General features: G+C 47.0%; 16 protein-coding genes and 4 pseudogenes. 12 read left to right on the top strand and 8 right to left on the bottom strand.

Translation table 11 applies throughout. From position 1 onward, the window contains the following. The first annotated feature begins 371 nt into the window (after positions 1 to 371). The 5 genes from yqfB (at position 372) to SJI19_RS23100 (ending at position 7,880) form a co-directional block, all read left to right on the top strand. The gene (gene yqfB / locus SJI19_RS23120) at positions 372 to 677 is read left to right on the top strand and encodes a N(4)-acetylcytidine aminohydrolase (protein ID WP_323480605.1); all 306 of its coding nucleotides are present in this window, start codon (positions 372 to 374) and stop codon (positions 675 to 677) included. 1,005 nt (positions 678 to 1,682) lie between these two features. Beyond that, the gene (locus tag SJI19_RS23115) at positions 1,683 to 3,329 is read left to right on the top strand and encodes a CoA transferase (RefSeq protein WP_323480604.1); all 1,647 of its coding nucleotides are present in this window, start codon (positions 1,683 to 1,685) and stop codon (positions 3,327 to 3,329) included. A 384-nt stretch (positions 3,330 to 3,713) separates the two neighbouring features. Next, positions 3,714 to 6,224, top strand: a complete 2,511-nt coding sequence (locus SJI19_RS23110) for a CoA transferase (protein ID WP_323480603.1) — start codon at positions 3,714 to 3,716, stop codon at positions 6,222 to 6,224. A 7-nt stretch (positions 6,225 to 6,231) separates the two neighbouring features. After that, entirely contained in the window at positions 6,232 to 7,566 is a 1,335-nt protein-coding gene (locus SJI19_RS23105; RefSeq protein WP_323480602.1) for a carbohydrate porin, read from the top strand. A gap of 197 nt (positions 7,567 to 7,763) precedes the next feature. Next, positions 7,764 to 7,880 (top strand): SDR family oxidoreductase, encoded by a 117-nt coding sequence (locus SJI19_RS23100; RefSeq protein WP_416347589.1) that lies wholly within the window; start codon positions 7,764 to 7,766, stop codon positions 7,878 to 7,880. Positions 7,881 to 7,981: 101 nt separating this feature from the next. Here the strand turns inward: SJI19_RS23100 and SJI19_RS23095 are convergent, their stop codons facing one another. Continuing rightward, entirely contained in the window at positions 7,982 to 9,529 is a 1,548-nt protein-coding gene (locus SJI19_RS23095; RefSeq protein WP_323480601.1) for a methyl-accepting chemotaxis protein, read from the bottom strand. 345 nt (positions 9,530 to 9,874) lie between these two features. Here SJI19_RS23095 and SJI19_RS23090 point away from each other — a divergent pair, with 345 nt between their 5' ends. Beyond that, positions 9,875 to 10,147 (top strand): DUF3811 domain-containing protein, encoded by a 273-nt coding sequence (locus SJI19_RS23090; RefSeq protein ID WP_323480600.1) that lies wholly within the window; start codon positions 9,875 to 9,877, stop codon positions 10,145 to 10,147. A gap of 47 nt (positions 10,148 to 10,194) precedes the next feature. Here the strand turns inward: SJI19_RS23090 and dcp are convergent, their stop codons facing one another. Beyond that, positions 10,195 to 12,249 carry a peptidyl-dipeptidase Dcp gene (gene dcp / locus SJI19_RS23085; protein WP_323480599.1) on the bottom strand — a complete coding sequence of 685 codons (2,055 nt, stop codon included), beginning with the start codon at positions 12,247 to 12,249 and terminating at the stop codon, positions 10,195 to 10,197. Between the two features lie 353 nt (positions 12,250 to 12,602). Next, entirely contained in the window at positions 12,603 to 13,028 is a 426-nt protein-coding gene (locus SJI19_RS23080) for a hypothetical protein (RefSeq protein WP_323480598.1), read from the bottom strand. A 130-nt stretch (positions 13,029 to 13,158) separates the two neighbouring features. Here SJI19_RS23080 and SJI19_RS23075 point away from each other — a divergent pair, with 130 nt between their 5' ends. The 6 genes and pseudogenes from SJI19_RS23075 to SJI19_RS23050 all read left to right on the top strand — a co-directional run bounded on the left by SJI19_RS23075 (position 13,159) and on the right by SJI19_RS23050 (position 20,639). Further along, entirely contained in the window at positions 13,159 to 14,796 is a 1,638-nt protein-coding gene (locus SJI19_RS23075) for an autotransporter outer membrane beta-barrel domain-containing protein (RefSeq protein ID WP_323480597.1), read from the top strand. Between the two features lie 193 nt (positions 14,797 to 14,989). Next, entirely contained in the window at positions 14,990 to 16,048 is a 1,059-nt protein-coding gene (locus tag SJI19_RS23070; protein ID WP_323480596.1) for an aldo/keto reductase, read from the top strand. A gap of 65 nt (positions 16,049 to 16,113) precedes the next feature. After that, positions 16,114 to 16,863: a bifunctional NADP-dependent 3-hydroxy acid dehydrogenase/3-hydroxypropionate dehydrogenase YdfG gene (ydfG, locus tag SJI19_RS23065; RefSeq protein ID WP_323480595.1), complete on the top strand. Its 750-nt coding sequence runs from the start codon at positions 16,114 to 16,116 to the stop codon at positions 16,861 to 16,863. 217 nt (positions 16,864 to 17,080) lie between these two features. Further along, positions 17,081 to 17,257: pseudogene (locus tag SJI19_RS23060) on the top strand (IS110 family transposase); the annotation flags it as partial. Positions 17,258 to 17,896: 639 nt separating this feature from the next. Next, positions 17,897 to 20,209, top strand: coding sequence for an N-acetylmuramidase family protein (locus SJI19_RS23055; RefSeq protein ID WP_323480594.1), 2,313 nt, complete (start codon positions 17,897 to 17,899; stop codon positions 20,207 to 20,209). Beyond that, a complete protein-coding gene (locus SJI19_RS23050; RefSeq protein ID WP_323480593.1) occupies positions 20,196 to 20,639 on the top strand; it encodes a hypothetical protein in 444 nt (147 codons plus the stop codon). Before SJI19_RS23055 ends, SJI19_RS23050 begins: the two co-directional genes overlap by 14 nt. A gap of 36 nt (positions 20,640 to 20,675) precedes the next feature. Here SJI19_RS23050 and SJI19_RS23045 read toward each other — a convergent pair. The 5 genes and pseudogenes from SJI19_RS23045 to SJI19_RS23025 all read right to left on the bottom strand — a co-directional run. Further along, positions 20,676 to 20,867: pseudogene (locus SJI19_RS23045) on the bottom strand (IS3 family transposase); the annotation flags it as partial. Between the two features lie 58 nt (positions 20,868 to 20,925). Next, positions 20,926 to 21,966 (bottom strand): IS481 family transposase, encoded by a 1,041-nt coding sequence (locus tag SJI19_RS23040; RefSeq protein WP_323480606.1) that lies wholly within the window; start codon positions 21,964 to 21,966, stop codon positions 20,926 to 20,928. A gap of 105 nt (positions 21,967 to 22,071) precedes the next feature. Next, positions 22,072 to 22,542: pseudogene (locus SJI19_RS23035) on the bottom strand (IS3 family transposase); the annotation flags it as partial. A 95-nt stretch (positions 22,543 to 22,637) separates the two neighbouring features. After that, positions 22,638 to 23,381 (bottom strand): IS21-like element helper ATPase IstB, encoded by a 744-nt coding sequence (gene istB / locus SJI19_RS23030; RefSeq protein WP_323480592.1) that lies wholly within the window; start codon positions 23,379 to 23,381, stop codon positions 22,638 to 22,640. A 16-nt stretch (positions 23,382 to 23,397) separates the two neighbouring features. Then, positions 23,398 to 24,665 (bottom strand): annotated as a pseudogene (locus SJI19_RS23025) (Mu transposase domain-containing protein). Positions 24,666 to 24,964: the final 299 nt, after the last annotated feature.

The raw sequence follows: 24,964 nt of genomic DNA, 5'->3' as shown, positions 1-24,964 counted from the left end.
AAAGTAACGTTACGTTGATTCTGAGGTTCTGAGCTTGTCCATGGCCATGTATGCCATAGACTTTTCTAGATTTCGTTTCAAGGTTCATTCCTCTGAGGTTTGTCACCTGGCCGCAATTTGTAAATTTTGAGACAACGCTACGTGAAATCTGCATATCTTGTGGCACACATGGTCAGTAGATTTCACGGAAATCATACTCTAATTCAGTCCTTGAACTATGCCAGCCAGATGGCATATCCAACACATGTTGGATACCTCGCCACCATTTTTATTTTGCTGATAAGTTGTCCATTTAATTTACTTTATCTATTTGGACAGTATGATGATTAGCTAAATAAATATATTGACCGCCTCATGGGAATCCCGTTGCTATGAAAAATATCACTTTTTACGGTCGTTTTGAATCCGATATTCTTGCGAAGCATAAAACTATCACGCTTCGTGAAGCCAGTGACGCAGATTTTGTGGCCGGTGATCGGGTGCGTGTTAGTCGTTATGAAGATAACGTATTTTTCTGCAACATTGAGGTTCTTCGGGTAACCCCTGTGTTGTTTGACGACCTGAATGACCGGCATGCTGTTCAGGAAAATATGACATTACCGGAACTGAAACAGGTTATCAGTGAGATTTACCCGGGACTCAACACGCTGTTTATGATTGAATTCCGCTTAATGTGAGTCAGCCAAATCGCGCAGCAATCCATATTGGTGCGCCCTTCTCTTCTATCCTGCTAAGGTGAATCTCGCTTTTTTTCATAACCGAAGAATGGCAGCATCATAGCCTGATAGGCTATAAATATGATTTATTAAGTGATAATTATTGGACCGCATTCACCACCGTGTTAGTGAATATTTTGGTACATGGAAAGATGAAGTGTTATTATCGTTTTTAGGATTCTTATAAGGTATTGGGTGAGGAATTTAACGCATAAACAACGTGAATCATGACGGATATATAATAATTTTTTATTTATCCCGCTAGAAATGTGTTTTAAATAAACAAGAAAAAATAATGAATAACTGCTAAACACCGAAACTAACAAGTGATGCAATTGCGACGTTGCATTTATATTCAAATAAAGTTTCAATAGATCAGACAAATTCCCGTTGTCAGGAAAATAAATCGATTAACTTTTCTATTGATTCTGATTTTATAGAACTCATGTTAGGCATTAGTCGAACGCCGCAGACAGACGGTGTAAAATCGATGTTTACAGGTGGCGATCCTATTCTAAGTCGTCATTACAGGGTGTGGGTATCTATGGTGTCATTGCAAGATAACGACGATAATTGGGTTTTTTAATGCAGTGATTATGTATATCACCAGAAATTTAATCAGATGTGGTTGTGTCCCTTCCTTGTGGATAACAGCAAAAAATGAAAGATTAATGTCATATATATCAAATAATTAATAGCGTGTCGTTTTTTAAAGCCAAATGATGGTGATATCATTGCTAATGGTCTTTAAATATATTTTATTAAGTTGGTAATTGTTGGGTTGCATTAACAACGAAGTTAGTAGATATTTTGGTATATGGATAGCTAAAATGTCATCATCTCTTTCGGTGGTTCTATCAAGGCTGAGTAAAAAAAACCAATGTATATGTAACGTGAAGTGTGACGGATATACAATTATTTTTTTATTTATCCCAATATCTTTTTTTTAATAATAAAGGAAAAATAATGAATAGACGCGAAATGCTGAAACTGACAGGTGGTGCAATTGCGACATCATTTTTGGCTTCAAACAAAATTGCAATTGCTCAGACAAATCCCCTTTATCAGACAAATGAACCAATTAATTTTTCTATCGATTCCGCCTTTACAGAATTAATGCAAGGTATTGGTAGTACACCGCAGGATGGTGGTGGTAAAGCCATTTTCACAGGTAGCGATCCCATTCTAAGGAGCCATTTCAGAATTGGAACATCAATGGCGTTACCCGCGATGGCTGCTGGGGTTGGAGCTGCAGCTATTTGGAAAATGCGAACGGGGCAGGAACAGGATGTTCGCGTCGATTTGCGGGAAGCTGTTTATAACGTCAACCCGCTCCTTACCCCCATTATGCAGCATCGTATTGCATCAGGGCGGGTTCCTGTGGGTGACATAGTTCCTAAAAGTTTTACCTTCACACCTACAATTAATGATCGTTTGTATCAAGCCCCTTTAGGTATTGGGAATCCCTTTTCCTTCGTACCGTTTCAGACCAAAGATGGCCGCTACGTTAATATCACTGGTGCCTATCCTCATTTGAGTGATAGCGCGTTGCGGTTACTGGGGGTCAGCCCTGAACGGAATAAAATTGCGAAAGCGATCCAACAATGGGATGCCAACGTACTCGAGGATGCCATGGTTGAAAAAAAAGTCATTGGTGTTATCCACCGTTCTAAAGAGGAGTGGCTGAAGCATCCAGAAGGTAATTTCTTGGCGAATGTTCCTCTGATTGATATTCGCAAAATAGGCGATTCGGACCCCATCCCTTTCACGTCCAACCCACAGCAGCCTCTTTCTGGCATTAAGGGGTTGGCCCTTACACATGTTATTGCCGGATCCTGTGCATCTAGAACACTGGCTGAATATGGTGCTGATATCCTCCATGTTACCCGTGATCAATCCTTTGAGCATGAAGCGATATGGACTGATGTGAATGTAGGAATGAGATCAACACTCCTAGACCTGAAACAATCTGCACAGGCTGCAACCCTCAACGCACTTCTTCCCGACGCGGATGTTTTTATTGAGAGTTTTAGTGGACGAGGCATTGAGCGTCTTGGATTCGGCGTGGAAGAAGTTACAAAACAACGACCTGGCATCATTTATCTTACTGTCCGTTGTTACAGTTGGGATGGTCCATGGCAAAACCGTGGGGGGTTCGATATGGAAGCCCTCGCTGTCTCCGGTTATACCATGGCCGAAGGGGGACATGGAAAACCTGAGATCCCACCCAATTTTCCAGGAGCAATTGACGAAGTCGGTACGAAGCCACTTTTCCCACCAACGCTTGTGCTCAATGACTATATTGCCGGATACCTTGGTGCGGCTGGTGTGATAGCTGCACTTCGTCGTCGTGCAGTTGAGGGGGGAAGTTACCATGTCAGTATCAGTCTCACCCGGGCCGCAATGTGGTACCAAACTCTGGGTCGATTCCCAACGACGGATTTCGATGCAACACACCCTGATCATAGAATGATTCCGCCAGAGACAGTACGTGCCAATACCGCTTATGGAGAGCTTTATCGCCTTGCCCCTTTAGCTAAATTGTCTGCATCACCCAGTCATTGGCGCAGTCCGCTTCTGATTGTGCGCGGCAGTGACCGGCCTGAATGGTAACGAAATTCCGCAGGAAAACGAGAATAACACATTACACCATCCTTAAAAATTGCATGTTACACAGCGAGAGTTTAATGCGCTAGAGTCCAAAAATCATATCTGCGTTCAACGGTATTAACTGCTGTCGCAGATAAATATTAACGCTTAGCAAAAGGGTGAATGCTGAAAAGTTGCGTAGGTATCGACGTAATGACAACGACAGGTAAGACGGTGAGTGACTAAAATTAAATGGAAACCGGGACACAACACAGTGAAGAAAAATTGAGGTGTGAGTCCACGAATTTCATGGTGCCCTACTGCTTAGGCTGGTTACAGCGCTGCCGTTATTCGCCACTGTCATAAAACGATAACTTTGTAAACTGGGATGCGTTCATACAGCGCCTCATGAGCAAATTCAAAGATGATATTGATAAAAATGATTCAATTGAGTCCAGTAAGAAACTCACGGCAGAGTCCGGCATAACCCGACGAAACGTTATTCGCTCAATTGGCGTTGCTGCAATAGGTACGGTTTTAGGCGGTACGACTGCCTCACTCGCACGGGCACAAATGGCCCAGGGGCATCGCCCCGTCCGCTCAGGTTCTGCGCCACTTGATGGTGTACGTGTTATCGAGCTCAGTTCGTTGCTATCAGGTCGTTTGGCTGGACTTTTGCTTGCAGATCAAGGCGCTGAAGTGTTCGTTAATCGTAAAGATGAAGCAACATTAGCGGGACTGGATGATGCGTTTTTTGATCGTGGTAAATCACTGGTGTCCCCTGCCATTGCCAAGAATACAAGTTCAGCGGATATTATTATTGTCGATGGAGACACGCCGGTTACACCTGAGCCACACCAAATAGTGCTAAGAATTATGGCTGCATTGCCAGGAGATGAAGCCTATGGCGACTTGCCTCATGATTGTTCAGAAGACCTGATTAACGCAATTTCAGGTTTCTTTACAAATATGAGTATTTCAGGGCCCATCCTCAATCGCCCGGTGATTTATACGCCAATTCCTCTGCCTTCGGTCTATTGTGGCGTCAATGGGGCAGTCGCTTCTGTGGCGGCATTAGTCGACAGGCTTCGCACGGGTCTTGGGAGAGAAATCCTTGCGAGTCGGTTGGCCAGTGGACTATCGGCTATAGGGGCGCTCAGTATCACCTCGGAAGGATTACCGGAACATCTTGAACCTATTATTGTTGGCGGTTTACCTCCAGGATTGGCACCACAACAGTTCCGCACTTTTGTCGCTGACGCCTTAAAAACGCCAGCGCAGCAAATGTGGCTCGAAAGGCGCTTTGCACCATTCTCCACGCCATATCGTACCAAAGATAACAGCTGGTATCTGCCAATGGCTGCGCCAAACAGACGGCTTTCGCGGCATTTTCTTCAAGCCATGAATTTGTGGGAGCAGGCACTTGCGACAGGTGCGGTATACGTGGACCCTTATTCAGCTGACAGTATTATTTTCACCCATCGTAATCTTGGTGACAGCCTTTCACTTGGTTTCACATATACCTCAAAGCTGGCAGATCTTTTAGAGGCTGCTTTTGTTACCCGTACGGCAGCAGAATGGGAGCGTTACCTGATTGCCTATGGTGCTGCCGGCTCAATCATTATGACCTGGCAACAGTGGCAGAACGATGCGGATGCACGTGAAGCAGGGGTTTTTGCTAACGTGCCTGGCACAGAAAACATACAGATTGGCCGGGCTGTCTGGACAGGTCGTGCGCAACCCTATCCCCCCCTGATGGCATCTGGCAGTGCTCGTTATTTGCCCGCTAAGAAATTGCCGATACCGGCGATCACAGGTCGGGAAAAGGCCAGCTTGCCACTTGAAGGTTACACCGTAGCAGATATGACCAATGTGCTTGCCGGGCCATGCTGTACGCGCATGCTCGTTGAGCTTGGTGCAAGTGTCACTCGCCTTGATGTGATGGATCCCCAGCACGCGCCTACCATCCATGTCATGTGGTCAGGAGAAAATTCAGCCGGAAAACGCAGCATCATACTGGATAGACGACATCCGGATGGACTCAACATCATCCATCAACTTACGGCAAAAGTGGACTTCATCGTTGCGAATATGATGGATGATCAGATGACACGACTGGGAATTGACGCTGCGACGCTTGCACAGCGTAATCCTCGTGCAATAGGGTTACAAATATCTGCAACCCGGGGTGAGATCCGGGGCCCCCGCCATAATGATAAAGGCTATGACCCCTCCATCCAGGGAACAACCGGTATCATGACGCGATTTGGCGGTGCGCAAACACCAACATTTCATGGTATCGCTTCTGCCGTAGACTATTTATGTGGCTACCTGGGTGCTTATGCGGGCGTCTTGGCACTATACGCCAGGGAGGTTCGTGCCGATGGACGCGGTGATTGGGCAGAAACATCACTGTGCAACGCAGCAACATTAATTCAATTGCTTTTCCAGCGTCCAGGTAGTGAACCACCGGCCAGCGCTCAGGGGCAACTCGCTACCGGAGCAACAGCCGGTGCCCGCGTTTATCAACTTTCTGATGGCTGGATTTTTGCACAAGCACCCAGAGACATCACCACTGACCTCGATGAACATGACCAAGCACAGGCACTTGCCTGGTGTAAGCAAAATAATATTCCTGCTGTACCAGTACAAACCTGTAAAGAACTGGCTGACCGACACCGCAAACAGCCAACGACGACGGTGAGGTTCGAAAAAACGGAAAATGACGGATGGGCAACGGAGTGCTTTGAGCCAACATGGTTCGCCTTTGACAGAAAAACACAACCCCGAGCAAAAGCGGCCTCAAGAATTGGTGCCGATGGCCCGGCAATTCTTGCTGAACTGGGTTACGGAAAAACCGAAATTGAAAAATTAGTTGCTGATGGGGCTGTTGGCCGGACAGAATGGAAAAAGGGATAACAACATCATGAAAAAACGAACAGCTTATCCATACTCAATCGGTTATATAGCCGTTTTTTTAGTTTTTTCTGAACCTGTCTATGCAACAGTGATCTACGAAAATAAACTGGTCGATACAATGCCTGGGCCAGAGGCGTTATATGATGCTGATCAGGGGCAGGCGCAATCTTTACTGCCTGAATCAAGACAAGTTATTTTCCCCAATCTTACGCTACCCTACAGGGACGAACGTTTGGCTTTTAGGCAACATTTGTACGAGCAGTACGGTTTAACTTATGCCATGAGTTACCAGCAACTCACGCAATATTCCACACATACTGTTCCAACGGCAACACAGAAGTCAGCGACCGGGGGCTGGTTTGCTACCGGGATAACCTGGACGCCTGTAGATCGGGATGGGCCCTATCAAGGCTCACTGGTTACCCGAGCCGCGTGGCGTGGCCCTGTAGGAAATGGCGATACTTGGCCCGCTCCGTTTGGACCATTAAACATGGGGTCGGCTTGGTCGTCTTACGAGTTCACTTCATGGAATTCACAATACGAGATTGAAGATTTGTTCTGGGAGCAAAGAATTGGCTCGGACTTTAGCTTTCGTGTTGGTAATCAAGGCCCACAAGCCACTATTAATACCTTTCGATTCAAAGATGCTCGTACTAGCTTTACGGCAAGTCCGCTAGCGTTTTCAGAAACAATACCTTATCCAGCCTTTGGCGCTGGGTTATCTTTTAGATGGCGTCCTGATGACAATGGAATTTATATTCATGGTGTCCTCAATGACATGAACGGAAATCCAAGCCAAGGCAGCCTGAATTGGTCACATATACATTCAAATGAGCTTTTTGTGGGGCTAGAAGTCGGTAAACAATGGCGTCATGGAAATGGTGAATATGATCAGCTCTCACTGTTGGTGTTTCATGCAGGTACACGCAGCATTTTTTCTCCAGACACTACACCAAACGAGGCGGGCGGTGGTTTCAAAATTTTGGGTGAAAAACAGTGGGGGCGTATCGTCAGCTTTGCCTCTTATACCTATAATGAAGCGCGTGGCGGCGGTATCTCCACCACATTTTCCGGTAACACTGCAACGGGCGGCGTTGCCCTTCTCAATCCATTTGGTATTAATGGAGAGGCCGCGGTAGCAGGAATGTGGTCACGGCCATTTCGTGATATATTTCCAGGTAGCGGTCAACGTGATCAAACTGGTGTGGAAACGTACTGGAATCTCGCGCTGGCACCCAACATTACGCTAACACCCGGTATTCAATTTATTTTCAATCCCTCTTTTAATCCCAGAACAGATTTTGTGGTGGTACCAGCAATAAAATTCAGGCTGTCTTTGTAATGTGAGTCAGCGATGCGTGCTGGGAACCATACTGGTACGCCCTTTTCCCCCGTACTACTAAGGTGAGAACCTTCATATATTTCTATTATTGCATTTAAGTGACATTGTCACATTTAATAAACAAAACTCCGTAAACAAATGTTGTAACCGCAAAATTGATAAAAATATGCATCCGAGGAGTCATTCTCTTCAATGGTGTGCCGGATGATGTTGCAGGTACAGTAGCCTGGTTGCTTTCGGACGATGCGGAATATGTTACCGGACAGGAAATTGTGGTGGATGGTGGATTTACCATGGGGGGAATGCGGGCTTGATTTTTCGATCATAAACCGCCATTCGTAAATATGAGTTCAAGGGCCGCCACTGCAGTGTCGGCGGCGGCCTATTGGTTTAGATGCGAAGGTGTGATCCCTACTCAATTAACCTGAAGTTTGAAAACGCTAACAGCTTGTTGCAGTTCATCAGCCTGTTCACTTAAGGATTTAGCCGCGGATAAGGCCTCTTCTACCATGGCGGCATTTTGCTGTGTCATGCCTTCCATTTCGTTAACCGCGATATTGATCTGATCGATGCCGTGGCTCTGTTCTTCAGATGCCAACGCGACGTCATCGATGATATTGGCGACGCTTTTGATGGATTTTTTAACATCATCCATAGTGTCTTTAACCATCGATACCTGCATGGCGCCGCTTTTGACGGTTTCAATGGATTGTTCAATCAATAATTTAATATCGAGAGCCGCAGTAGACGAACGTTGGGAAAGTGTACGTACTTCGCTAGCGACTACCGCAAAGCCGCGACCTTGCTCGCCAGCCCGGGCTGCTTCCACTGCTGCATTAAGCGCTAGAATATTAGTCTGAAAAGCGATGCCTTCTATAATACCGGTAATGGCCGAAATTTTCGTTGAACCGACTGAAATCTCATTCATGGTCTTAAGCATTTTATCAACCGTGGTGCCGCTGAGATCAACCGTATCGCTAGCATGTTTACTGAGAATGTTCGCTTGTCGTGTATTATCGACATTCTGAGTAACCGTTGCAGAGAGCTGATTCATGCTTGCAGCCGTTTGCTCCAAGGCCGCTGATTGTTCTTCCGTACGTGCAGAAAGCTCAATATTGCCGGTTGCAATTTGTTTTGAAGCTACGGTAACAGATTCACTCGCCTTATTAACATTTTGTAAAATAGTGTTAAATCGCGCTATTAATGCATTAAAGCTCTTCGCGGTATAACCTATTTCATCGTGTTGATTTTCATCGGCTATTTGAGTCAGGTCTAATGACTCGTTTATTATTTTCAGCTTTTCACCAAAGTTATTCAAACTCCTTCGAATATAACGAATAACCAATATTGAAATTATTCCAGCCGCTAACAACGCACTACACACTAAAGTTGATAAAATCAAAAATGTTTTTTGATAATTAACCATGTTTTTATTCTGTGTTTCTTCAGATAAAGCTATGTTGAATTTCAAATGATTAAGTAGTGATTTTGATAAGTTTTCGCCAGGAATAATAACACTGCCATTCTTGCCATAAGCTTGCTCAATAGCGGCCTGCCCGTTAATTTCACGATTGGCAACGAATGCATTTATGGCATCGAAATAAACCTCGCTTAATGCTCTGTCTTTTATGGACAACTCATTATCAGCGTTATTGGTCAGTAAGCTTTTTTGGTAGTAGTCCATAGTCTTTTTCAGGGAGACAAACCCGGATTGTACTTTAGCCAGATAAGTTTCACGCGCCTTAGCATCATTGGTTAGAATCGCAAGTAATAAATCACTTTTTATTGCATCACGCTGCTGAATGGCATTGCCTATAACATTGATACTAGGTATGAAATTATCGGCAAGATTATTTAAATTTTCTTTTGATGTGGATAAGGCATTTAATCCAAAAGTACCTACTGCAATCAATGATAACGAGAATATTGATATCACTATTATTAATCTTGTTACAATGTTCATTCAGTTAAATCTCGTGATACTGGGTGAGCCGTATCTATCTATCGGCTTGGCGAAATTTATCTTCATTTTTTATTTTTTTAAAAAGATATGTTCCTAATAACGTTATCAACTTTATCCAAAAAAAAAGAGACAACGTCACTTTTAAATGATGCCATGTGGACGGCGAAGGGGAAATACGCGGTTTCGGCACTCATGCTTGTTCGCGACAACATTGGGTAAAAAATCAGCACATTTCGTTCCGGCATACGACAAATGGGTGTTTTTTCGTTATCCTGACGTTTTTTGCTGAGCTGACGCCAACTTTCCATTACAATAAGGGTCCTTTCAATTTTCAGGCCGATATTTATGCTCACCCCCAAGTTGACGCAGCAAGACATGACGGAAAGCGAACAACGCCACCTCAAGACGCTGTTGGACCAGGCAAGAAAATTCGAGGGACGCCCCCTCACCAATTCGGAAAATAACCATATCAAAGATGACTATATAGCCAAATTAATGGCGGAACGTGAGGTCATCGCCAAACAGGTAAGAACGCAAAAAAGACAAAAAAAACTTAAACCCGATATCTCGGCTACCTACGAATGGTCAGCCCATATGCACTCGCGTGGGAAACGCTAAGCGGGTTCGAATCAGTCAGAGCGAGGTCATCCCCGCTCGTGATCGATTTAATCGTCCTTTTGTAACCCGCGATTAATCAGCATGGGTGTGATGTTCGGTTCTGAACCGCGCCATGCGCGATATAACTGGTCCAGATCCTCGCTGTTGCCTCTAGAAAGTATGCTGTCACGAAAACGCCGGCCATTTTGTGCGGTTAAACCACCCTGCTCTTTGAATGCATCAAAAGCGTCATCGGCCAACATTTGCGTCCAAAGATAAGCGTAGTACCCGGCCGCATAACCTCCGCCCCAGATATGCTGAAAATAACTGGAACGATAGCGTGGCGGCACATAGGCAAGACTGACTTTTTCCATTGCCAGCACTGCGGATTCGAACTCATTGACCTGCTGTAACGGTTGATCAGCAGTCAGGCGATGCCAATGCATATCCAGTAATGCTGCTGCCAGGAGTTCGGTCATGTCGTACCCTTGATTAAACTGTGCAGCCCGTTTTATGTTATCTCGCAGATCATCAGGCATCGGTTCGCCGGTTTTATAATGCTTGGCATAATTGGCGAATACCGCCGGATCATCAGCCCAATGTTCATTTAATTGAGAAGGAAATTCAACAAAATCCCGCGGTGTCGCCGTCCCCGACAGACTGGCGTAGTGTTGTTTGGCGAACAAACCGTGCAAGGTATGGCCAAATTCATGGAATAAGGTGATCACGTCATCCCAGGATAATAATGCCGTTTCTCCAACCGGCGGCTTGGGAAAATTGGCGACGTTATACATTACCGGCCGGGTTTTCATCATCGTTGACTGTTCGATAAAATTACCCATCCATGCCCCACCGCCTTTATTATCCCGTTGAAAATAATCAGTATAAAATAATGCCAGGGAGGTACCGTCGTGATCGAACACTTCATAGACGTTAACGTCGTCGTGATAAACCGGAATATCACGACGTAACCTTAACGTGATGCCATAAAGCTGGCTGGCAGCGTAAAAAACCCCATCGTGTAATACGCTGTCCAGTGGGAAATAAGGGCGGACTTGCGCATCGTTAAGTTTGTATTTCATGTTTCGCACCCGATCGGCATAAAATTGCCAATCCCAGGGGGCCAAGGCACCTCCGTCCGGCTGGTCGTCAATTAACGCCTGAATATCGGCGGCTTCGCGTTTGGCGCGCGCGGTGGCGGCGGGTACAATATTTTGCATAAATGTCAGCGCTGCCGCCGGGGTTTTGGCCATCTGATCTTGCAGTGCCCAACTGGCATAATCCGCGAAACCTAGTAGCTTGGCCTGTTGCGCACGGATCTGGGCAAGCCGCGCAATCAGCTTACGAGTATCATTATCATCGCCCTGCTCGGCGCGTTCCACTGAGGCGGTAAAGAGCGTACGACGGCTATCGCGGTGTGTTAAGGACTGTAATGGAGGCTGTTGTGTGGTGTTTTGTAACGCCAGTAACCACTGGTCCTCAAGACCCCGTTCCTTTGCCGCCAAGCTGGCTGCGTTAATTTCTGCTGCAGACAGCCCTGCCAGCCATTTTTCATCAGTAATAACCACTGCACCCTGCTTGCTTGCTGCTAATAAGCTATGGGTAAAACGTGTGCTTACGCTGGCGGCTTCCTGGTTAAGCTGTGACAACTGTGCCTTTTCTTGTGATGACAACCGGGCGCCTGCCAGGACAAAATGTTGATAAGTGAGCTCGATTAGCCGTAGAGATTCAGCACAAAGCTCCAGTGCAAGCCGTTGATCATAGACCTGTTGCAGACGAATGAATAATTCGTGGTTAAGGTTAATGGCGTCATGTAACTTAGCCAGCTTCGGTGAGGTTTCTTCTTCTATTTGTTGTAGTCGTTTATTGGTATTGGCCGAAGTCATGGCGCCAAATACCGCGAGGGTTCGTTTTAACACCTGTCCGGCACATTCCAACGCCAGGTAAGTATTGTCAAATGTGGGTTCGGCGCGAAGGTGAGCAATGTGTTCAACCTCTGCCAGATAGGCTCGAGCCCCTTCTTCAATAGCTAGAGCATAATCATCCTCCTTGATCAGATCAAATGGCGGCGCCTGAAAAGGTAACGAACTGGCTTGATAAAAAGGATTTTCAATACTTGCCATAAATTGACTCCGGACGGTAATTCTGGTTGAGTGAACGCTGCAGCGACCAACATCGATTGATGTTAACACGCACGGGCGTAAAACTCAGTTCTTGCGTCTGATGATTTATCTTGGTTCGTCAGTATCTTGCAAGACAGTTTCCCATTGTCGTAGCACAAACAATGGATACCAGGTCAATAGTATTTGAATAAATAAATGTAATAATATTAAAGGCGTGATTCCTACACAATTCCCCACTCTTATTTAAATATAATCACTTATTGATTTTAAAATATTAATACATACTCTTGCTTTTTTTACGTGAACCTTTGCTTCATGAAATTCATTGATAGTGTAACATAACCTAAACCATATCAGGCTTTATGTTTAATTTTGTTGATTAGCAGATATGATACTGCGTCATATTTTTTGGTAATAAATCTCATCTTTAAAAACGCAGAGAAATATATGTTAAACAACATGAAAAAAACAAAAGCTATAACGGTTGGGTTTTTTATTTTTATAGGAGTTGTGGGTGATATTCTTGCCGATGATGTTATAGGTGCAAATAACGTTGTGGATACTAGTGACAATATTGATACAGGTAACAATAAAAAAACACCAATGACATCTACGATAAAAACAGTTGGGTATAAAAATGACATTATCCTGAGCAAACAAGCACCCATCTTTATAAATGCATTGGTTTTTTGCGGCGATGAGCAGTCTGATCCTGAGTGGATATGGGATACGCCTTCCTTTAAAGAAAATAAAGATAATGGCGATGTCAATTCTTTCACTAAGGCTCATAATCAGATGTCTTACGAGGAATATTTCAGCGTAGACCGTAGATTAATGGAGATTAAGAGTGGCATTGATAATGAAATAAATGGTGCCAAAAAAAATGAACCATTGAAGGTAACTCTTCATTTGTCAAACGATCCAAACCTTACCGAAGGCAAACACACTGCATTAATTCAAAACAACACTTATGGTAATGAAGAGTTAACATCACAAGATAATAATGAATTCAACCATTCTGTATTCAAAGCAGATATTGAAATTAATAACTTAAATAATCACGAAGTTTATGAAGAGGCGTTCGATTGGGGGGCGAGCAGGAGAGCAAGTAACAGTAGTTTAACGTCATTACTGGATGACACAGCAGAGAACATTGATTACGAGTCGGCCGCCTTATTATTAGAGCAGCAATGGGATGTTTTTAATAATGACGTGTATGAAGAACTCGAAACAAAAATAAATGATATTGACTCATTCAACCTAAGCAGTACCACGAATGATGGGGATGCTAGCGGTGCGGGCAGTACCACGAATGACGGGGATGCTAGCGGTGCGGGCAGTACCACGAGTGACGGGGATGCTAGCGGTGCGGGCAGTACCACGAGTGACGGGGATGCTAGCGGTGCGGGCAGTACGTCGAGTGACGGTGGTACTGATGAGGGAGACACAACGGCCATTATGGACGCTGTGCAAGAACAGGATGAGACAGTTATCACCGAGTCAGAAGTCCTGGCAGATCCTCGTCTGGCGCCGGAACCCTGTGATTTTTTTATCCCGCAGCCGCAAGCCGGGATCTATATCGCGAATCTGTCCGCAGCCAATACGATGTTTGCTCACCGGATGCACGATCGTATTGGCGAACCCACCTTCCCCGCCACGTTTGGCGATTTGGCAGATGGCATACAACCGGCAATGTGGTTGCGGGTCGGGGGCGGGCGCAACACCACGCAAGTGAGGAAGGGTCAACTGGAAACCAGTACCAGTATGGGGTTGGTACACGGCGGCGGCGAACTGGTTAATTGGCATGTTAACGGTAACGATAGTCTGCATCTGGGTGTGATGTTCGGCGCCGGTAAGAGCCACAGCCACAGTCATGTCGCTGACACCGGGTTGCTGGCGACAGGTCATGTAGAGGGATATTCCACCGGCATTTACGCGACCTGGCATCAGCACGATAATACCCATCAAGGGCTGTATGTCGACGGCTCATTAAGTTACAACTGGTTCGTCAACCAGGTGGATACCCCCATGTCGGCGACGAAAGGCATCGCAGGGAATGCCCATGCGTATCGTTCTCGCGGTTTTATCGGTTCACTGGAAAGTGGTTATAACTGGAATATATTTTCCGGTGAACGGGTCGACGCTTACCTTCAACCGCAAATGCAAATCACCTGGTTGGGGGTCAAAGCCCATATTGATGGCGACAACAATGGCGAGCGGCTGGACATGCTCGGTAATGACCGTGTCCAAACCCGCCTTGGTACTCGGCTGTTCCTGCGCGGTTATGCCAGTAGGGATAGCGGCAAACAACGGATGTTCCAACCTTATGTGGAAGCCAGTTGGCTGCATAATAACCAGGCCTATGGTGTACGATTGAATCATGAAACCTACCGCCAGGACGGAACCCGCAATATTGGCGAAATCAGAATGGGTAACGACGGACAAATAAATCAGCATTTGGCGCTGTGGGGCAACGTGACACAACAAATCGGTGATGACGGATTCCATGAGACTTTGGGTACGCTGGGAATTAAAGTGAATTTTTAATTCCGATGACATGATGAAACTGTGGCACGTTTACCGCGCAATGTGCCATTTGAATCATTTCGCCATTAAAACAGTCTGTTGATGAGTAAGACAATAGTCTATGCTCAAAGACTGTGGTTCATTACCCGCGCGCCGCATCGGATAACGTTTGACGGATGCGCACCATTCACCTACCCATTCCGAGGGAACATATATGGAATATCGCCAACTTGGCCGCTCCGGCCTTAAAGTATCGGTATTGAGTCTCGGCACCATGACGTTCGGTGGTAAAGGTAAATTTGCTAAAGTCGGTGATACCGGCGTGGCGGAAGCCCGCCGTCAACTAGCCATCTGCATCGAAGCCGGTATCAATTTATTCGATACCGCAGATGTTTATTCTCAGGGTGTTTCTGAGGAAATTCTGGGCGAAGTGCTCAAGGATAAGCGTGAACAGGTGCTTATCGCGTCGAAAGCACGCTTCCCTATGGGCAACGGGCCGAACGATCGCGGTTCATCCCGCCACCACCTTATTCGTGCCTGTGAGGCCAGCCTGAAAAGACTCAATACCGATCATATCGATTTATACCAACTTCACGAGTGGGATGGACTAACACCATTGGAAGAGACGCTCTACGCCTTGGAACATCTGGTGGATAGCGGTAAAGTCCGCTACGTGGGCATCTCTAATTTTTCCGGCTGGCATATCATGAAAACGCTGGGCGTCTCGGAACGTCTCAATCTGATTCGTCCAGTCAGTCAGCAAATTCACTACTCGTTGCAGAGCCGGGAAGCGGAATATGAACTGTTGCCCATCACGCAGGATCAGGGGTTAGGCGTGTTGGTCTGGAGCCCGCTGGCCGGAGGATTATTGTCCGGTAAATATCGCCGGGATCGGCAACCTGAGAGCGGTACCCGCCACGTGGAAGAATGGAATGAGCCACCGATTTATAATCCGGATGCGCTCTACAATATTGTTGATGTTCTGGTGGATATCGCTGACGCGCGGGGTATTTCCGCCGCGCAGGTTGCGCTGGCCTGGCTGATCAGCCGGCCTGCGGTAACCTCGGTTATTATTGGTGCCCGGACCGAAGAACAGCTTAAGGATAATCTCCTGGCGGCGGACCTTACTCTTAACGAACGGGAAATTACCCGACTGTCGGACGTTAGCCGGCCGCCGCTGATTTATCCTTATTGGCATCAGGCGCAAACCGCCGCTGATCGCCTGTCCCCGGCAGACCTTTCGCTGATCGCGCCCTATTTGCGTAAACCTTAGTTGATCGATAGATTTGTCGGGTATACACCCTGTTTGATTTATTAAAAAGTACAAGGAATCAATAGATGATTATTTTTGTTACCGGTGCCACTGCGGGTTTTGGCGAAACGATCACTCGCAAATTTATCGCGCAAGGCCACAAGGTCATCGCTACCGGTCGCCGTCAGGAGCGTTTGGATGAACTGAAAGCCGAGCTGGGTGCCGCCTTATACCCACTAAAGCTTGATGTGCGGGATCGTAACGGTATCCAGACCGCCATTGCGTCCCTGCCTGTGGAGTGGCGGGAAGTGGATGTGCTGGTGAATAATGCTGGTTTGGCGCTGGGTATGGAACCGGCGCACCAAGCCAACCTTGATGATTGGGAAACGATGATTGATACCAACAATAAAGGCTTGGTCTATATGACCCGAGCCCTGCTGCCCGGGATGGTGGAGCGCAAGCGTGGACACGTGGTGAACTTGGGGTCCACTGCGGGCCGCTGGCCTTATGCCGGGGGGAATGTGTATGGTGCCACCAAAGCGTTCACGCGTCAGTTCAGCCTTAATCTACGCACCGATTTGGTGGGCACCAAGGTACGGGTAACCGATATTGAGCCTGGCCTGGTGGGCGGTACTGAATTTTCGGCGGTTCGCTTTAAAGGTGATGACGTCAAGGTAGATAACACCTATAAAAATGCTGACCCGCTGATGCCCGAAGATATCGCCGAAGCCATTTATTGGGTGACCACGCTACCCGCGCACGTCAATATCAATGTGTTGGAAATGATGCCGGTCAGCCAATCGTTTGCTGGTTTGAGCGTTTATCGGGAGCAATAGTCCGGTCGATGAACTCCTGGTGCGCTGGCCGGGAGTTTATTAGATATGCCGTATAAGGGGGCCGCTTGGAGAACGGAAAATATCCTACGTAAAGTGCAAAATTTAGCAGTCCCAGCAGTTGTATAGCAACCTACGTTGATAAATTCCAGAATTGAACTCCAGTAATAAAATTTGCATAAATTTTACGCCTCCTTTCCTTAACTCCCCGTGATAATTTAAAGTCAGTGCATGGCTGATAACCTACCGACCTGATTCAGTTACCCAGGACTCAAAACATATTGCACGAAAAGCACAACAACGACTTTGCTCGCGATATAAAAAATTGCTCCAGAGAGGAAAAAAATCGACCGTTACCATCATTGCAATGGGTCGCGAACTCACGGGCTTTATGTGAGACATTGTACTTACTGCACAAAATAAGCTTGTTTAACAACACAGAGTTAAATCCTGAAATAGTTGGGCACGGGATGAGTGATCCCCATCATAAATTTAGGTGGAGATGCATTGTCTGTATACCTGCAGCCAGAAAGATGCCAGCTCACTACGAAAATTATCGTGAGGCTTATGATCCTCGGATAAGAGTCTGTAAAATCCAAGCTACAGCCTGGCTATTATTCATTGGCGTTTTTTATCCGTCGGACGCTGTTTGATTTTACGCTCAAGTTTGTACAACTCACGGATAGCATCGAGAGCCAGCTTTACCACCGGGCTTTGATTCACTGTCATACAGGTCTTTCGCCCACTCGGCGCTGTGGGCGCGGTATCGATATTATTATTGAAGTTTTTCAGCTAAAAATGAAAATTACTGATAGTAATACCCTGCAGTTCACATAATGCTTTTTAGTTAATCCGCTGTGTTGCCATGCATCAATATGCTGTTGCAGTTCAGTTTGGGTGTGCCGCTTTATCATGATCAAATTCACGCCGGTAATGGGTGAAAAAAGCATTTCATAACGGTTATCAATCAACAAGGCGAGATGCCCAATCGCTTACTGGTAATTAGGTTTTTAGGGATTTAAATTAAGGAAAGACGATGGACATACGTTATCCGGTACGGAAGGCCGACGGGCGGGAGTATACAAACTACGACCAACTGCTGACCGACATGCGCAAAAACGCCCACGGTTGGTGGTTAATTGGCGTGAGTCGTTACTGGCACGGCGGTATCCACATTGGGGTGTCATCTTCTCCGGCGTCAGTGCTCAGCTTGGACGCACCGGAAAAGTCCGTACCGCTCCAGTTCATGATGGACGGCGAAGTGGTGGCGTGGCGAGTTAACCGCGATTATGTCAATATTGAGTGCCTCCAGACACAATCTCTTCGCCAGTCTGGTACGTTTGTGTTGGTCAGGTCGGTGTACAAACCGGATGAGAAAGACGAATCTTCCTGGCTGACGCTGTACCAGCTTTATATGCATATGGCACCGTTGTCGGAATATCCGAAACGCCCGCTTTATCGGGTGACGCATAAAGGCCACGGCGTACGAATGCGCTGCTATTCCCGGCACGATGAAAACCGTGAAATTGCGCCGGATGTACTGGCAAATAAACACGGTCACGCCAGAACGCTGATGCAGGGTGAAACGGTGGCCGTACTGCAACGGGCGCCCTTCCTGCTGGAAAGACAACTGGAGCCGTTCGCTCTGGTGCAGCATGTGCAAGATGGCAAACCCGCGGGAGAGATTTTCTGGGTCTCGATGCGCCCGGAATATCTGGAGCCGGATGGTGAATGTTATATCTGTCTGCCAGACTGGATGCACAATGCGCTGAACCACGGCGTGTTTGATGATGTAGTGGTACCGTCTGTACCGCTGAAAGTAACGGTTAAGGCAGGCGATCCGGCCGGGTTCCTTGGTGTACAGGATTTAGCTGATGAAGATAACTATCCGCAGATTATTACTACGGAACATAAAACGCATATCGAACTGCTGAGTCTTGATGAACACGTACCGGCTTTTCTGGCAAATGTGAAGGGAATCAAATCGGGTAAACAGTTCATCAAACTGAAGCTGAAACGGCCGCTTTACCTGCGTAATGGGGAAGGCGAAGAAAGTACTTTCCAGCAGATAAGCGCCATTACGCGCCTTGATGGCGGTAAAATTTTCCCGCGTGATGCCACATACCCGTTTACAGATAAAACAGGTGTGACATATTTCCAGATCCGCCCGCATACGTGGATGCACCAGGACGACGTGGAGCAACTCAGCCAGCACGATTTAACCGGGCTGAATTTTCACGCTATTGAAGCGCCGCCGACAACGGATTTTACCCGTGCGCTGGATGAACGCTGGGTAACTGAAGCCCTGAAAAACATCAGCTCGCATTTTGACTCTGAGAAAGGGCCACGAAGTGCGCAGGTCAGAATGTTTTATGACAGTCTGATCCAAAGCGCTGAATACTGGAATGCGAAAGAATTAAAATATCCTAATAACTCGCTGGATGAGCAGCTATTCGGCGCACTGCATACGAACCAGATGGATATCCCGGAATATACGCGGCGTCTGGTTGTGAAGCACGATAGTGACTGGCATTCAACTCGGGAAGAGCCGCGCTGGTCAGCGATATTTAAGAGCAGAGAAGAAAGTCCTGTGGTGCAGATGGCCAATGCTGGATTTCTGGAAGCAACACACTGGATGGATAAGGTTCCACCGTTCTCCAGTCAGCGGTCGGTATGGCATTTTCATCCGTTGGAATTTCTGGAAATGTTAAAAAACGCTGTATTTCCTAAAACGCCAATTAATGGGCAATTAATACCCTTAGAGTTTATTAACTTCTATAATAGTGATAAAATTGAGGGATCTGATTATGAAGAAGCCGCAAAACAATTAAATTGTGAGGTGGCAGCAATTAAAGCTGTAGCGAAAACGGAAACTGGATCCTATGGTTCTTACTTTAAGTTCCAGCAGGATGACGATTATGTTCCGGCAATATTATTTGAAAGGCATCATTTCCATAAATATACGAATGGGAAATATGATAAGTATGACGATATATCTAACTCCGTTGCGGGTGGTTATGGTACTATATCAGTACAGTACTCAAAATTAGTTAAAGCGTATGCTCTTGATAAAAAAGCGGCCTTAAAATCAGCATCTTGGGGAAAGTTTCAGATTTTAGCATCAAACCATACAGCAGCAGGTTATGCCAACCCTGAGGATTTTGTCTTCGCTTTAAGTAAATCCAAGAAAAATCAACTAAAAGCGTTCGTTAGCTTCATTGAGGCTGACAGTGTTTTACTGCGATCAATTCGTTCTAAAGACTGGTTTTCATTCGCCAAAAGATACAATGGACCAAAGCAAAAAGGATACGATTTGAAAATGGAGAAAAATTATAATGCGTCATTATAAATTAATGACATTAATCGCAATATTTTTATGTGGTTCTTCATTTGCGAATGATTCGTATTTTTTGTGTGATACAGCGAAGGGAACGATTAAGTTAGATGAAAGCAAAGGTGTACTTCAGTACACCTTATCTAAAGATAACAAAAATGAGTTTAACTATACGTCAAAAGCCAATGATTTCTCAGGGTTTAAATACAATCATTACTCAAGATTTCAAACTGATTATTTCAATGTGTCGTTCATTAATTCAGGATATAGATACACAATATTCAGCAATTACGAAGATGAACATGAAAGTCGAGGTGTCAGCGTTACTAACCTGAAAAGCAAAAAGGAATCCGTTTACGATTGTAAGGTTGTGGGCATTGATCGCCTTAGTGATTTGTCGGCAAAACTGACTTGTGATAAGGACTCAGCTCTTGGCTGTGAGTAGAGCCTTTGATCCTACCCAGCAATAACGGACACAGCCCTAAGCGAGGTTCTTTCGTTCATATTGTTCCGGGCTTAGCCAACCATTAGCACTGTGCCGACGGTAGGGGTTATAGTCAATTTCAATATAACTGAACACCGCGTCTTTCATTATTTGTCTGCTGGGAAATTGTTCTCCGTGGATTAACTCAACCTTCAGGCTATGGAAAAAACTTTCAGCACAGGCATTATCTGTATTAGCTCAGACCTGATCTGACAGTTACCGGTTATTTATACAGGTATCCGTCAGATTAAATCTGGTTCAGATTCTTTCCTTCCCAGATTTGTTTTCCATCGAGCAATGTGGCCATCGGCGTGCGGCCACAACACATTTTGCCTTGATGAGTCCGTTCATTATTGTAATGCCACAGCCAGTTGTCCAGATCCGTTTGCAAGCCTGCCAGATCAACATATAATTTTTTGCGGAACGTCACCTGATAAAATTCTTGCAAAATGGTTCTGTGGAAGCGCTCGCATATGCCGTTCGTTTGCGGTGACATGGCCTTTGTCTTTGTATGATCAATATCGTTAATCGCCAGATAAAGCTGGTAATCATGCTGATCGACCCGGCCACAAAACTCCGTTCCGCGATCGGTCAGTATTCTCAGCATTGGCAGCCCCTGCGCCTCATAGAACGGCAATACCCGATCGTTGAGCAGGTCGGCTGCTGTAATGGGTGTCTTACTCGTATACAGCTTGCAATGCGCTACTTTCGTGAAGGTATCCACGAATGTCTGCTGGTAGATGCGGCCTACGCCCTTCAGATTGCCAACGTAAAAAGTGTCCTGCGACCCCAGGTAGCCCGGATGGGCGGTTTCGATTTCACCACTGGCTTCGTCGTCGTGCGCTTTTTTCTCCAAGGCAGCGATCTGGGCATCATTCAGCGTAAAGCCTTCGTTTGCCACCTTTTCTTCAAGTGCTTTCAGCCTCTTACGGAAGTTTTCAAGGTTATGCCGCTGCCAGATGGAACGAACGCCACTGCCTGAGATAAACACACCTTTTTTACGCAGCTCATTGCTGGTGCGATGCTGACCATGGGCCGGAAACTCGATAGCAAATTCGACAACAGCCTGTTCAGTGGCTTCATCTGTGCGGTTTTTTAGGTTTGGCACCCGGCGACTGCGATTCACCAGGGCCTCAATACCACCTTCTTCAGCCAGCTCCTGATAACGGTAAAACGTATCGCGCGAGACGCCCATTATCTTGCAGGCTTTCGACACATTGTTCAGTTCTTCGGCCAGATTCAACAAACCGGCTTTGTGTTTGATGATGGGATTGTTAGTATGGATCATGAGAGTTACCTTTTGTGTTTTGAATAAGGATTCGACACCCATATCAAAACCGGTAACTCTCAACCTTTCAAGGTCTAATGTCAGATCAAGTCGCGACTAATACACATTATCATAACAACATCCTTTCGCGCTCATGCTTGGCTTTAACTTGTTTTCTTTCAATATTTTGCTGTAATCTTGTGAACAATATTGACTACCACGATCACTGTGGACAATTATGCCTTGCGGTTTTTGCCTTCGTTTTAGTGCCATTTGCAATGCATCACAGGACAGTTTTGCCGTCATCCGTTCTGACATTGACCAGCCCACCACTGCGCGTGAATAAAGATCTATAATAACAGCTAGATACAGCCAGCCTTCCTCTGTCCACAAATAGGTTATATTACCCACCCACTTCTGGTTCGGATATGTAGCGGTAAAATGTTGGTTAAGCAGGTTTGGTGCCACCGGCAAGCTATGACTGCTGTTTGTCGTCGCTTTAAAACGTCGTGCTGCCCGTGCTTTCAACCCTTGGCGACGCAGACTGTCCGCAACCGTTTTACGGTTCCAGCAGAAACCTGCATCACGTAAGTCCAGAGTGCGTATTCTGGTGAATATGAACGGTTGTTCCGGGGGAACGTGAACGCGTTATTTCCTAACGCGCCATCAACGCTTCTTATTACCTCGGTTGTTCACTTTGTGTCAACCTGAGTCCGCCTTTTTCGCATCGATTCACCCTTCATTTCCAGACGGTGTGCATTGTGCATCAGCCTGTCCAGGATGGCGTCTGCCAGCGTACTGTCCCCCACGCATCCGTACCATTCCTCGGTCGGCAGTTGGCTTATCATGACCGTCGCGCTTTTTCCGTAACGATCGTCCATTACCTCCAGTAGATCGTTTCGATGTGCCGGGGACAGCGGTTCAAGACCCCAGTCATCAAGGATGAGAAGCTGCGTTCTGGACAGATCCATCAGTTGTTTGCGATAACTGCCATCTGCCCGGCCGTGCGTCAGGTCTGCCAGCAGCCGGCTCAGCCGCCAGTACTGCACGCTGTAACCCTGCTGGCACGCGTTGTTGCCCAGCGCGCACCCGATATACGTTTTCCCGCAGCCACATGGGCCCGTTATCAGCAGGTTTTGACCCCGCACAACCCACTCGTTCTGGCTCAGTTGCGTTATCCGCGAACGTTCCAGGTTTCTTGATGGCTGCCAGTCGATGTCGTGGACTGAGGCCTCCAGCCTCAGTCGCGCTTTCTGCAGTAGTCGCTTTTGTTTTCGCTGCTCTCGTACCAGATGCTCATGTGAGACCAGCAGCGACAGCCTTTCGCTGAACGACAACGTTTCATAGGTGCCGGGCTGCTCCATCTGGGAGGACAGCGCTTGAGCCATACCGGTCAGCTTCATTTCAGTCAGTTGTTTCATCACCATCGGGGACATTTTCTCTCTCCCTGTTTCAGTGGAAGTGGTGCGGGCCACGGATGTTTTCATGCGCCTGGGGCAGTTCCTGCGACGGCGGCACGTCACTGCCCGGCGGAACACGATCGCGATTGCTTTTCAGCACCGATTTAAGCTGCTTGAGCCTGGTCAGGCCCTCGCTGTTGGCCAGCCGACAACAACTATTGACACGTTCCGCCGGATATTCTCGCGTCAGGCTCAGCAGCCCCAGACACAGCCGGTATGCCTGCTCCGGATGCGCACGTTCATCCAGACGTGCGCTGATCCACAGCAAGGTATCGGGACCCACGCTGGCAGCCCAGTTCTTCAGGCGACCCGGTGTCCACTGATAATGATGGCGGTGGCGCTCCGGCATGTGCGCGGGGGTTGTGCTGCTGCCCGGGTGACGTCGCCGGGCGTGAGCGGCAACCTGTTGGCCGTTACACCAGATTTCAAGCAGGTTTTCAAAGACGTGCAGTTCCACCGTGCTGCCCACATACTGATGCGGCACGGAGTAGTGGTGCTGCTCATATTCGATGTGGTAGTCGATATTCACCTTCGCCTTTTTGATGTGCCGGTAGCGCCAGGGTTGGACGGGTAAAGGGCGTAGCACAGGCTTATCGAGCCGATTGAAGGCTTCCCGTCGGTTTCCGGGCAGTTTTTTAAAGGGGCGGTTATTGAGATCGTCGACCAAAACCCGGATGCGGCTGTTCAGTTCGGCCAGTGAGAAGAAGGTCTGGTGCCGCAGCCGCGCCAGGATCCAGCGTTCGACGATTTGGACGCCGACCCCATGACGGCCACGAATATCTGCGCCTGCTGGCACTCACCGGTTGAGGGAGAGATGACGGCAACCGTCGGTCCGCAGTAGTCGATGAAGCACTTCTCACCCGCGATGTGCAACTGGCGCATGGAGCGCTTCTGCTTCTGGCACCAGGCCTGGTAGCGGCAGCAGAACTGTGAGTAGCTGTATGCCCTGACAGGCATTTGCTGACAGTACTCTTCCCACAGTAGGTGACGGGTAACGCCCTTACGCTGCAGCTCCATATGCACGACAGGCCAGTCAGGGTCTTCAAGCGCACCGGGCTGGCTGTCAGATTCCGGGTAGAGCAGACGGGCCAGCTGTACGTCCGACATGCCGTCAGGCAGGGGCCATGAGACAGGAGAGCCCTCAAGGCGTTTGAGCATTTTCTGGATGGCACCGGTACTGACATCGGCACACTGACTTATCTGGCGGAAAGAGAGTCCGACGTCAAAACGCAGTCTTAAAATTTCACGGATTTTACGCATTGCGATCCTCTGATTAGGCATCTCTCACTCCTGAAGGGGGAAAGAGAGATGTATAGCAGGAAAAAACAATACGTTAAGAAAGATTCTGGGGAACGTGAACGCGGATTCTGGCAAGGTGAACACAGATTCCGGCGACATGAACAGGGATTCTGGTCATGGAGCAAAACTGTGGCATTTTGAGCCAGAAATCGCGTTCACGATAAATCAGAATCAGCGTTCACGTTCCGCCAGAATAGGTGTTCACGATGAGCCAGAATACGCACCATGCTTTTTACTCTGAATATTGCCTGATGATTTTT

The sequence above is a fragment of the Acerihabitans sp. TG2 genome (assembly GCF_035013185.1).
Classification (GTDB): Bacteria; Pseudomonadota; Gammaproteobacteria; order Enterobacterales; family Enterobacteriaceae; genus Acerihabitans.
This window is presented reverse-complemented; position numbering and strand designations above follow the sequence as displayed.

Bases quoted from the DNA above. Each gene is read 5' to 3' on its own strand.
- yqfB (WP_323480605.1), top strand. From the start codon at position 372: ATGAAAAATATCACTTTTTACGGTCGTTTTGAATCCGATATTCTTGCG.
- SJI19_RS23115 (WP_323480604.1), top strand. From the start codon at position 1,683: ATGAATAGACGCGAAATGCTGAAACTGACAGGTGGTGCAATTGCGACA.
- SJI19_RS23110 (WP_323480603.1), top strand. From the start codon at position 3,714: ATGAGCAAATTCAAAGATGATATTGATAAAAATGATTCAATTGAGTCC.
- SJI19_RS23105 (WP_323480602.1), top strand. From the start codon at position 6,232: ATGAAAAAACGAACAGCTTATCCATACTCAATCGGTTATATAGCCGTT.
- SJI19_RS23095 (WP_323480601.1), bottom strand. From the start codon at position 9,529: ATGAACATTGTAACAAGATTAATAATAGTGATATCAATATTCTCGTTA.
- SJI19_RS23090 (WP_323480600.1), top strand. From the start codon at position 9,875: ATGCTCACCCCCAAGTTGACGCAGCAAGACATGACGGAAAGCGAACAA.
- dcp (WP_323480599.1), bottom strand. From the start codon at position 12,249: ATGGCAAGTATTGAAAATCCTTTTTATCAAGCCAGTTCGTTACCTTTT.
- SJI19_RS23070 (WP_323480596.1), top strand. From the start codon at position 14,990: ATGGAATATCGCCAACTTGGCCGCTCCGGCCTTAAAGTATCGGTATTG.
- ydfG (WP_323480595.1), top strand. From the start codon at position 16,114: ATGATTATTTTTGTTACCGGTGCCACTGCGGGTTTTGGCGAAACGATC.
- SJI19_RS23055 (WP_323480594.1), top strand. From the start codon at position 17,897: ATGGACATACGTTATCCGGTACGGAAGGCCGACGGGCGGGAGTATACA.
- SJI19_RS23050 (WP_323480593.1), top strand. From the start codon at position 20,196: ATGCGTCATTATAAATTAATGACATTAATCGCAATATTTTTATGTGGT.
- SJI19_RS23040 (WP_323480606.1), bottom strand. From the start codon at position 21,966: ATGATCCATACTAACAATCCCATCATCAAACACAAAGCCGGTTTGTTG.
- istB (WP_323480592.1), bottom strand. From the start codon at position 23,381: ATGTCCCCGATGGTGATGAAACAACTGACTGAAATGAAGCTGACCGGT.